General features: G+C 72.5%; 9 protein-coding genes and 1 rRNA gene. 7 read left to right on the forward strand and 3 right to left on the reverse strand.

Translation table 11 applies throughout. The features are described from left to right. The first annotated feature begins 140 nt into the window (after positions 1 to 140). The 3 genes from rrf (at position 141) to I5Q34_RS20000 (ending at position 2,335) form a co-directional block, all read left to right on the forward strand. Positions 141 to 257: ribosomal RNA gene (gene rrf, locus I5Q34_RS19990) — 5S ribosomal RNA — on the forward strand. Between the two features lie 198 nt (positions 258 to 455). Next, complete coding sequence (locus tag I5Q34_RS19995) at positions 456 to 1,505, forward strand: hypothetical protein (protein WP_199893689.1); 1,050 nt, start codon at positions 456 to 458, stop codon at positions 1,503 to 1,505. Positions 1,506 to 1,570: 65 nt separating this feature from the next. Next, positions 1,571 to 2,335, forward strand: a complete 765-nt coding sequence (locus I5Q34_RS20000) for a hypothetical protein (protein ID WP_234429279.1) — start codon at positions 1,571 to 1,573, stop codon at positions 2,333 to 2,335. 56 nt (positions 2,336 to 2,391) lie between these two features. Here the strand turns inward: I5Q34_RS20000 and I5Q34_RS20005 are convergent, their stop codons facing one another. Beyond that, positions 2,392 to 3,678, reverse strand: a complete 1,287-nt coding sequence (locus I5Q34_RS20005) for a DUF1015 domain-containing protein (RefSeq protein ID WP_199893690.1) — start codon at positions 3,676 to 3,678, stop codon at positions 2,392 to 2,394. A gap of 88 nt (positions 3,679 to 3,766) precedes the next feature. Between I5Q34_RS20005 and I5Q34_RS20010 the strand changes: the two genes are divergently transcribed. Further along, positions 3,767 to 4,909, forward strand: coding sequence for an HAD-IIA family hydrolase (locus tag I5Q34_RS20010; protein WP_199893691.1), 1,143 nt, complete (start codon positions 3,767 to 3,769; stop codon positions 4,907 to 4,909). 428 nt (positions 4,910 to 5,337) lie between these two features. Here the strand turns inward: I5Q34_RS20010 and I5Q34_RS20015 are convergent, their stop codons facing one another. Together I5Q34_RS20015 and I5Q34_RS20020 are read right to left on the reverse strand one after the other, a co-directional pair. Beyond that, positions 5,338 to 6,156, reverse strand: coding sequence for a siderophore-interacting protein (locus tag I5Q34_RS20015; protein WP_199893692.1), 819 nt, complete (start codon positions 6,154 to 6,156; stop codon positions 5,338 to 5,340). After that, positions 6,153 to 7,175: an ABC transporter substrate-binding protein gene (locus I5Q34_RS20020; protein ID WP_199893693.1), complete on the reverse strand. Its 1,023-nt coding sequence runs from the start codon at positions 7,173 to 7,175 to the stop codon at positions 6,153 to 6,155. The genes I5Q34_RS20015 and I5Q34_RS20020 overlap by 4 nt, the downstream gene beginning before the upstream one ends. A 61-nt stretch (positions 7,176 to 7,236) precedes the next feature. Here I5Q34_RS20020 and I5Q34_RS20025 point away from each other — a divergent pair, with 61 nt between their 5' ends. From I5Q34_RS20025 to I5Q34_RS20035, 3 genes are all read left to right on the forward strand, one after another. After that, complete coding sequence (locus I5Q34_RS20025) at positions 7,237 to 8,283, forward strand: iron chelate uptake ABC transporter family permease subunit (RefSeq protein ID WP_199894277.1); 1,047 nt, start codon at positions 7,237 to 7,239, stop codon at positions 8,281 to 8,283. After that, positions 8,280 to 9,305: an iron chelate uptake ABC transporter family permease subunit gene (locus I5Q34_RS20030; protein ID WP_199893694.1), complete on the forward strand. Its 1,026-nt coding sequence runs from the start codon at positions 8,280 to 8,282 to the stop codon at positions 9,303 to 9,305. The genes I5Q34_RS20025 and I5Q34_RS20030 overlap by 4 nt, the downstream gene beginning before the upstream one ends. 82 nt (positions 9,306 to 9,387) lie before the next feature. Further along, entirely contained in the window at positions 9,388 to 10,200 is an 813-nt protein-coding gene (locus I5Q34_RS20035; RefSeq protein ID WP_199893695.1) for an ABC transporter ATP-binding protein, read from the forward strand. Positions 10,201 to 10,378: the final 178 nt, after the last annotated feature.

The raw sequence follows: 10,378 nt of genomic DNA on the forward strand, positions 1-10,378 counted from the left end.
TTGACTGGTACTAATAGGCCGAGGGCTTGTCCTCAGTTGCTCGCGTCCACTGTGTAAGTTCTGAGGCAACGAACAGTTGCCGGATTTGAGCAGAACCACTTAATTAAAGAGTGTGCTTGTTCGCTCGAAACCGATAGGGTTTCGGTGGTCATAGCGTTAGGGAAACGCCCGGTTACATTCCGAACCCGGAAGCTAAGCCTTTCAGCGCCGATGGTACTGCATGGGGGACCGTGTGGGAGAGTAGGACGCCGCCGAACAATATTTCAAGGACCCTTGGTCCCAGCGTTCACGCTGGGACCAAGGGTCCTTTTTGTTTTTGTCGAAGCGCAGTTGCCGGGCAACTGCGCGAGAATGGCTGCGGTACCTCAAGACAGGAGTCACGTCGATGTCCACCAACTCTCCCGACGGTCGATCGGGCGGCGACCGCCACGGCGGTCCGCGGGGCGGCTTCCGCCGTGACAATGATCGCGGCGGTTTCCGCGGCGGCCGCGACGACCGCGGTGGTCGCCCCGGCGGCGGTGGCTACGGCCGACGCGATGACGACCGCGGCTTCCGTCGTGATGACCGGCGTGATGACCGTGGTCCGCGTCGGGATGACGACCGTGGCGGCTTCCGTCGCGACGAGCGTCGCGATGACCGTCCGCCCTTCCGTCGTGATGACCGGCGTGATGACCGTGGTCCGCGTCGTGACGACGACCGTGGCGGCTTCCGCCGTGACGACCGTGGCGGTCGCCCCGGTGGCGGCGGTTACGGCCGGCGCGACGATGATCGTGGCGGGTTCCGTCGCGATGAGCGTCGTGACGACCGTCCGTCGTTCCGTCGTGATGACCGGCGTGATGACCGTGGTCCGCGTCGTGACGACGACCGCGGCGGCTTCCGGCGCGACGAGCGTCCTTCGTTCCGTCGTGATGACCGGCGCGATGACCGTGGTCCGCGTCGGGATGACGATCGGGGTGGGTTCCGTCGCGATGAGCGTCGTGACGACCGTCCGTCGTTCCGTCGTGATGACCGGCGTGACGACCGCGGTCCCCGCCGGGATGACGACCGCGGTGGCTTCCGCCGCGACGACCGTTCGACGTTCCGGCGCGATGACCGTGGTCCGCGTCGGGATGACGACCGTGGCGGCTTCCGGCGCGATGACCGTTCGACGTTCCGTCGTGATGACCGGCGTGATGACCGTGGTCCGCGTCGTGACGACGAGCGTGGCGGCTTCCGCCGTGACGAGCGTCGCGATGACCGTCCGTCGTTCCGTCGGGATGACCGGCGTGACGACCGTGGTCCGCGTCGGGATGACGATCGTGGCGGGTTCCGTCGCGACGAGCGTCGTGACGACCGTCCGTCCTTCCGTCGCGATGACCGCGGTGGCCGTCCCGGTGGCGGTGGCTACGGGCGGCGTGACGACCGGGACCGGCAGGGCGGTGGCTACCGTGGGCGCGACGACCGCTCCCGTGGCTACGGGCGCCGTGACGACCGCGACCGGGACCGTGGCGACCGCGAGCCGGTGAAGCGTCTGCCCATCCCGGACGACGTGACCGGTGAGGAGATCGACAAGGACGTCAAGCAGGAGCTGATGAGCCTGCCGAAGACCCTTGCCGAGGACGTCGCCCGCAACCTCGTCATGGTGGCCAATCTGCTGGACGAGGACCCGGAGCAGGCGTACGCGTACTCCCGCATCGCGCTCCGGCTCGCCTCGCGCGTGGCCGCCGTCCGTGAGGCGGCCGGCTTCGCTTCGTATGCGACCGGCAAGTACTCCGAGGCGCTGGCCGAGTTCCGGGCCGCGCGGCGGATGACCGGCTCGGTCGAGCTGTGGCCCGTCATGGCGGACTGCGAGCGCGGCATGGGCCGTCCCGAGCGGGCGCTGGCCATGGCCGGCGAGCCCGAGGTGCAGAAGCTGGACAAGGCCGGCCAGGTGGAGATGCGCCTGGTGGCGGCCGGGGCCCGCAAGGACATGGGTCAGGCCGAGGCCGCCGTCGTCACGCTGCAGAGCCCCGAGCTGGCGTCGAACTCCGTTCAGCCGTGGACCGCGCGCCTGCGCTACGCGTACGCCGACGCGCTGCTCGATGTCGGTCGTGAGGCCGAGGCGCGCGAGTGGTTCGCCAAGGCGCTGGAGGCCGACCAGGGCGGGACGACGAACGCGTCCGACCGGCTCGCGGAGCTGGACGGCGTCGAGTTCACCGACGTCCTGTCCGAGATCGAGGAGGTCGAGGACGCCAAGGACACGGAGGACGCCGTGACCGAGGAGGTCGAGGAGGTCGAGGAGACCAAGGCGGAGGCCGAGGAGACCGAGGCCAAGGAGACCGGGACGGACGGCGCCGACGGCGGCGACCGGAAGTGATCGAAGAGGGCGGAACCCCCTGGGGTTCCGCCCTCTCGCGTTCGGTCCCCCGAAGGTCAGTTCAGGGTCAGGCTGCGCAGGACCAGTCCGGTGGCCGGCTTCGGGCCGAAGGACGTGGACTTGCGGGGCATGGTCACGCCCTGTTCGGCGAGTTCCCGCACCACGTCCTCGTGGACCGGGTGCATCAGGACGGCGGTGCCGCCGTGCCGTTCGGCCTGGTGGACGGCGGCGGCCGTCTCGTGGATGTAGCCGATGTGCTCCGGGTCGTCCTGGACCTTCCAGACGTGCTCCAGCAGCGTGGAGTGGAGGACCGTCGCGTCCAGCTCGCGCCAGGCGCGCGGGCGGTCGGCCGGGACCGTGCTCGCCAGCAGCTCCGGGTCCGGGCGGTCCACGAGGTGGAAGCGGCCGTCGCCGGCGAGCAGGTAGGCGTTGCCGTGCTCGTCGGCCCGCGACGCCTCGGCGAGGGCGTCGAGCGCGGCGGGCAGGTCCACGTCCAGGGTGCGGACGCGGAAGGAGGCGCCGAGGGCGGCCAGGGCGTCGGCGACCGGGAGCTTGTGGAGCAGCCGGTGGATGGCGCGGACCCGCAGCGGGTAGCGGGCGGTGTCCACGAGCAGGACGAGGCCGAAGTCCCAGGGGCCGGGCGCGGGTTGCTCGGCGCGGAGCCGCAGGTAGGTGGCCCAGCGGTGGTGGCCGTCGGCGATCAGGGCCCGCTGCCGGGAGAGGTCGCCGGCGATGCGGGCGAGGTCGTCCGGGTCGGTCACGGACCACAGGCGGTGTGCGAAGCCGTCCTCGGTGGTCGTGGAGAGCAGGGGCGCGGTGCGGATGACGCGTTCGATGACGGCGGCCGCGCCGGTGGTCGTGCCGTCGCCGCGGTAGGAGAAGAGCAGCGGCTCCAGGTTGGCGGCGGTGTCCCTCATCAGGGCCGCGCGGTCCTCGACGATGTGCGGCATGACGTCCTCGTGGGGGAGGACGACGCCCTCCTCGGGGGGCGTCAGGCGCAGCGCGCCGATCAGGCCGCGCTGGATCATGCCGTCGCCGCGCTGCTCGTAGACGTAGAGCGCCGGCTCCGGGTCCGGGGCGAGGATGCCCTCCTCCTGCCAGCGGCGCAGGGTGTCGGCGGCCCGGCGGTGCCGGTCGGCGGCGGTGGCCGCCTGCGGGAGGATGAGCCGGACGATGTTGTGCGGGTCCGCGGTCTCGAGGTGACGCAGTCCGTCGGGCCGGACGACGACGTCGTACGGTGGCGAGGTCACGGCCGCGAGGCTGCCCACCCGTTCGGGGACATAACGCAGCCCTCGGAAGGGGGCGAGTCGGAGACCTTGCCCTGCGTGGTCCGGAGTGCTCATTCGGAAATTGTTATGGCCCGCGGCCGGATGAGCAATGATCGAAAACACAGATGAAGAAGACATGAACGGTACAAGGAGCGAACCCGCTATGAACCAGAGCGTGCGGACGGGTGTGCGGTCGGGTACGGGGCCGGGCGTGCGGACCCGGCCCGAGGGCTGCGAGCGGCCGCTGAGCGAGGCGTACGACACGGCGCTGCTCGACCTCGACGGCGTCGTGTACGCGGGCGGCGCGGCCATTCCGCACGCCGTGCGGTCGCTGGAGCTGGCCCGTGAGGGCGGGATGCACCTCGCGTACGTCACGAACAACGCGGCGCGGACGCCGGAGACGGTGGCCGGGCACCTGACCGAGCTGGGTATCCCGGCCGGGCCGGGGGACGTGATCAACTCGGCGCAGGCGGTGGCCCGGTTGATAGCGGACGAGCTGCCGGCCGGTTCGCGGGTGCTGCTGATCGGTACCGAGGGGCTGCGGGTCGCGCTGCGGGAGCGCGGGCTGGTGCCCGTGGAGTCCGTCGACGACGACCCGGTGGCGGTGGCGCAGGGGTACGGCGGGCCGGACATGCCGTGGTCGCGGCTGATGGAGGCGTCGTACGCGGTGGCACGGGGGCTGCCGTGGTTCGCGTCCAACACGGACCTGACGATTCCGACCGGGCGGGGGATCGCGCCGGGGAACGGGTCGGCGGTCGAGGTCGTGAAGATCGCCACGGGGCGGGAGCCGCGGGTGGCGGGGAAGCCGCAGCCGCCGATGCACCGGGAGACGGTGCTGCGGACGGGGGCCCGGCGGCCGTTGGTCGTGGGCGACCGGCTCGACACGGACATCGAGGGGGCGTTCGTGGGGGGTGTCGACTCGCTGCTGGTGCTGACCGGGGTGACGACGGCCGCGCAGGTGCTGGCCGCTCGGCCGGAGCACCGGGCGACGTATGTCGCGGAGGATCTGCGGGCGTTGCTGGTTCCGCAGCCGGTGGTTTCCGTGTCCGGGGCGGTGTCCGGGGCCGTGTCCGGGGCCGGGGCCGTGTCCGGGGCCGTGTCCGGTTCCGCTTCTGCTTCCGCGTCGGCGGAGGGGGTTCGGTGCGCGGGGTGGACCGCGTCCGTCGTGGACGGGGAGTTCGCCCTGGAAGGTGAGGGCGCGGCGATCGATGGGCTTCGGGCGTTGTGCGGGGTGGCTTGGGGCCTGGCGGGGGAGGGGAGTTGTGCGTTGGACTCGGGGAAGGTGTTGGCTCGGTTGGGGTTGTAGAGGGTAGCGCTGCCCGCCGTAGGGGCGGGCCCGGGGGAATTTGCCCCGGCCCCGCCCTATCACCGTTTCTTCCGGGCTCCGCCCGGGGCCGGCACCGCGCTGCGCGCGGTGGTGCGGGGGCTTTGCCCCCTGCGCCCCCACCGGGGCTGCGCCCCTGGGCCCCTTTCGGGGCTCCGCCCCGGGCCCCGCAACGCGGCTTCGCCGCGTTGGTCCTCAAGCGCCGGACAGGCTGGTTTCGGGGCTCCGCCCCGGACCCCGTGTCGCGGCTTCGCTGCTCGTCCTCAAACTCCCCGGAGGGGGCAACCCCCAGACGGGCTGAAGTGCGTGCCCCCGCTGGACAGTCGGGTGTGGCGCGAACAGCCGGCTGTCCGGCGTTCGAGGACAGCGCTCGCAGCGCAGCGCGCTGCTCCGGAAACGTGAAAGCGCGCTCAGCCGAGCTCCGCCAGGAGCTCCTCCTCCGTCTTGCCCTTGCGCCAGTAGCCGGTGAACGTGATCCTTCCGCGGTCCACGGCGCGGTCGTTGACCAGGTGGCGGCGGAGGGTACGGATCGTGCCGGCTTCGCCGGCTATCCAGGCGTAGGGGGTGCCCTCGGGGAGGGACGCGGCGCGGACGGCGTCCACGACCGTGGCGTCCGTGCCGCGGATCAGCCAGGTGACGTCCGCGTCGGCGGCGGTCGGGAGGGGGACGACGTCGTCGGGGTGGGGGACCTCCAGCCAGACCTTCGCCGGCATGCCGGGCGGGAGCCAGGCGAGGATGCCGGCCACGGCCGGGAGGGCCGACTCGTCGCCGGTGATCAGGGTCCAGTCGGTGCCCGCGGGCGGCTGGTAGTCGACGCCGCCGTTGTCCTCGGCGACGGGGGCGAGGACGGCCGCGCGGTCGCCGGGGCGGGCGGTGCGGGACCAGTGCGAGGCGGGGCCGGCCTCGGGGCCCGAGCCGTGCTGGACGAAGTCGATGTCCAACTCGTCCGGGTCGCTGCGCAGTTCGCGCACGGTGTAGGTGCGCATGACCGCGCGTACGGCCGGGTCCTGGACCCGCCACTCCGCGTACCAGCCGGGTCCGAGGACGGGCGGCAGCACCGGCGCGTCCTGGCCGGGGCGCGGCAGGAAGAGCTTGAAGCGCTGGTCGCGGCCGCCGGTGACCATGTCGCCCAGGTCGTCGGCGGTGACGGTGACGCGGGTCAGGGCGGGGCTGACCTGCTCGGTGCGGACGACGCGGACGTCGAAGAAGCGGTACGCGGGGGCGGTCATCGGAGTTTCTTCGCCTTCTCGAGTGCGGCGGTCAGGTTGTCCAGCAGCGGGGCGCTGCCCGCCCAGGAGAAGCGCGGCTCGCTGAGCCAGGGGCTGACCTGGCCGGCCTCGACGGCGGGGAGCTTGGCCCAGGTCGGCTTGGCGGCCAGGTCCTTGGGCTGGAGGCTGGAGGTGCGGCTGTCCAGGATGATCAGGTCGGCCTCGTACTTGTTGGCGTTCTCCCAGCTGAGGCTCTCGAAGTAGCCGCCCTTGTCGAGCTTCTGGGGGACGACGAAGTCCACGCCGAGCTCGCGGAAGTACATCAGGTCGGCGTTGACGGCCGGGTTGGAGACGTAGAAGAGGTCGGCGCTGCCGGAGGCGGCCATGACCTTGATGCGGCGGGACTTGGCGGTCCTGCGCAGCGTCTCGGCGGCCTTCTCGAAGCGGGCCTTCGCCTCGGTGACCTTCTTCGCCTTCAGGTCGGCGCCGAGGGAGGCGGCCAGTTCGGCGTGGCGCTTGATGGGCTCGGTCAGGGGGACGCGGGCGGAGGTCAGGGCGACGCTGGGGGCCAGGCGGAGGATCTTGTCCTTGCTCTCGTCGGGGACGTACCAGAGCGCGCCGGGGTCGAACATGTTGGTGACGATCAGCTCGGGGTCGAGCGCCGCGTACTTCTCGACGGCGAACTCGCCCCAGGTGTTGCCGAGGATCGTCACCTTGTCGACGTCGATGTCGCCGGCCTGCGGGTCGGGCTTGCCGTCCTTGAGCTTCGTCGGGCCGAAGACGCCGACGCACTCGACGCCGAAGTCGTGCAGGGCGGCGGCGGTGCCGGTGAAGGCGACGATGCGCTTGGGCGTCCGGCCGGCCTTGGCCGTGGTGCCCCGGTCGTCCTTGAACGTCCACGGACCGCCGGAACCGCCCGAGTCCTGCGATGACTTGGCGGAGCCGCCCCCGCAGGCGGTGAGGAAGGCGCCGATGCCGAGGGCGCCACCCGCCGCGAGGAGGCCGCGGCGGGACAGTACTGTGGTGCGGGGGGTGCTCATGGGGTGGTGCTTCTCTCCATGGAGGGATGTTCGATGAGGGTAGGCTAACCTAACCCAAGTGTTGGCCGTTGTTTCCCCCCAAGCCCCGCCGGGCGCAGCCCCCGAGGCCGCGCCCCGCCGGAACGCCCGGCGCGTCGCGGGACTGTTCGTCTCAGCCGGGCTCCTGCTGCTCGTCGTGGCGGCCTCGTTCGCCGTCGGCGCCAAGCAGGTTCCCCTGGACCAGGTCTGGCACGGCCTGTTCCACTACTCCGGCACCGAGACGGACGTCGTCGTCCGTGACGTCCGCGTCCCCCGCACCCTCCTCGGACTGCTGGCCGGTGCGGCGCTCGGGCTCGCGGGAACCATGATGCAGGCCCTCACCCGCAACCCGCTCGCCGATCCCGGCCTGTTCGGCATCAGCGCCGGAGCCGCGGCCTCCGTCGTCTCGGGCATCAGCTTCCTCGGCGTCACCCCGCTCACCGGATACGTCTGGTTCGCCTTCCTCGGCGCGGCCGTCGTGTCGGTGGTCGTCTACGCGCTCGGCGGCAGCAGGGGCGCCACGCCCGTGCGCCTCGCGCTGGCGGGCACCGCCGTCACGGCCGTCCTCAACGGCTACGTGTACGCCGTGGAACTCTCCGACTCCGCCGCGCTGGACCGGATGCGGTTCTGGACGGTCGGCTCCCTGGCCTCCGCGAACGCGACCGTGGTCGGGCAGGTGGCGCCCTTCATCGGCGGTGGCGTCGTGCTCGCCCTCGCGCTCGCCCGGCCGCTCAACGCCATGGCCCTCGGCGACGACCAGGCCAAGGCCCTGGGCACCCGGCTGACGACCACCCGGGTCCTGGGCCTGGCCGCCGTCACCCTGCTGTGCGGCGCGGCGACCGCCGCCTGCGGGCCCATCGTCTTCGTCGGGCTGATGGTGCCGCACGCCGTCCGCTCGTTCACCGGCCCCGACCTGCGCTGGGTCCTGCCGTACGCGGCGGTCCTCGCGCCCGTCCTGCTGCTCGCCACGGACATCCTCGGCCGCGTCGTGGCCCGTCCCTCCGAGCTCCAGGTCGGCGTCGTGACGGCGCTGGTCGGCGGGCCGGTGTTCATCCACCTGATCCGGCGCAGAAAGATGGCCAAGCTGTGAGCGTCATCCGCACCCGCGGGCTGTCCGTACGGATCGAGGCCCGGGCCGTCCTCGTCGTCCTGTTGCTGGTCGCCGTGGCGCTGGCCGTCTCCGTCGCGCTCATCGGCACCGGCGACTACCCGCTCTCGCCCGCCGAGGTGACGCGGACGCTGACCGGCGGCGGCACGGCGGCCCAGGAGTTCATCGTCCACGAGCTGCGCCTGCCCCGGGTGCTGGTCGCCCTGCTCGTCGGCGCCGCCCTCGCGCTGTCCGGCGCCGTCTTCCAGTCCGTCTCCCGCAACCCGCTGGGCAGTCCGGACGTGCTCGGCCTCGGGCAGGGCTCCACGGTCGGGGCGCTGCTGGTCATCGTCCTCTTCCAGGGCGGCCCGACGGCCGTCGCGGGCGGCGCGCTGGCGGGCGGGCTGCTCTCCGGGGCCGCGATCTACCTGCTGGCGTGGCAGAAGGGCGTGCACGGCCACCGGTTCGTCCTCGTCGGCATCGCCATGTCCGCGATCCTGGTCTCCGTCATCGGCTACCTGCTCACCAAGGCCGACCTCAACGACGCGGCGCGCGCCACGCTGTGGATGGTCGGCTCCCTCAACGGCCGGAGCTGGAGCCAGGTATGGCCGCTGCTCGGCGTCTGCGCCGTGCTCGTCCCCGTCGTCCTCGCCCAGGGCCGGGGCCTGCGGATGCTGGAGATGGGCGAGGACGCGGCCCGCGCGCTCGGCGTACGGGTCGAGCGGACCCGGCTGACCGCGCTGACCTGCGCGGTGCTGCTCGCCGCCGGCGCGACGGCGGCGGCCGGCCCGATCGCCTTCGTCGCGCTCTCCGCCCCCCAGATCGCCCGGCGGCTGACCGGGGCGCCCGGCCCCTGCCTCACCGCCGCCGCCTGTACGGGCGCGGCCCTGCTGGTCACCGCGGACTGGGCCGCCCAGCGGCTCTTCGGTGCGGACCAGTTGCCCGTCGGCGTGCTCACCGGGATGCTGGGCGGCTGCTATCTGCTGTGGCTGCTCTGGACGGAGCGCAAGGGCGGCCGGGTATGACGCCGGATATGACGGATACGACGACGACTTTTATGGCTGTGTTTATGGCCGTTACGGCTGTTATGGCTAAGGAGACCCCAGCATGAGCCGCTTGAAGGCCGACTCCGTCACGCTCGCCTACGACCGGCGGGTCATCGCGGAGGACCTCTCGGTCGAGATCCCCGACAATTCCTTCACCGTCATCGTCGGCCCCAACGCGTGCGGCAAGTCCACGCTGCTGCGGGCGCTGTCGCGGATGCTCAAGCCGGAGGCCGGGTCCGTGCTGCTGGACGGGCAGGCGATCGGCTCGTACCCGGCCAAGAAGGTGGCCCGCATGCTCGGGCTGCTGCCGCAGTCGTCCGTGGCGCCGGACGGGATCACCGTCGCCGACCTCGTCGCGCGCGGGCGCTACCCGCACCAGGGGCTGCTGCGGCAGTGGTCGCCGGAGGACGAGCGGGTCGTGCAGGAGTCCATGGAGTCGACGGGGGTCGCGGCGCTCGCCGAGCGGTACGTCGACGAGCTGTCGGGCGGGCAGCGGCAGCGGGTGTGGATCGCGATGGCCCTCGCCCAGCGGACGCCGCTGCTGCTGCTGGACGAGCCCACGACGTACCTGGACATCCAGCACCAGATCGAGGTGCTCGACCTGTGCGCGGAGCTGCACGAGGAGCAGGGGCGGACGCTGGTCGCCGTGCTCCACGACCTGAACCACGCGGCCCGGTACGCGACGCACCTGATCGCGATGCGGGACGGGAAGGTGGTGGCGGAGGGGGCGCCGGCGGAGGTGGTGACCTCGGAGCTGGTCGAGCGGGTGTTCGGGCTGCGGTGCGAGATCATCGACGATCCGCAGACGGGGACGCCGTTGGTGGTGCCGGCGGCGCGGAAGGTTCGGGCGGGGGTGGGGGTTGCGGCGGGGTGAGTTCGCCCCCGGCCCGCCCTTTCACCGTTTCTTCCGGGGCTGCGCCCCGGGGCCTGTAACGCGGCTTCGCCGCGTTGACCGGGGGGGTGGCCCCCGGGGCCCCCGGGCGGCCCGGGGGGAACGGGGGAAGGGGGGGGCGGGGGGGGCCGGGCCCCCCCCCCCCCCCCCCCCCCCCCCC

The organism is Streptomyces sp. AV19 (assembly GCF_015999245.1).
GTDB lineage: Bacteria > Actinomycetota > Actinomycetes > Streptomycetales > Streptomycetaceae > Streptomyces.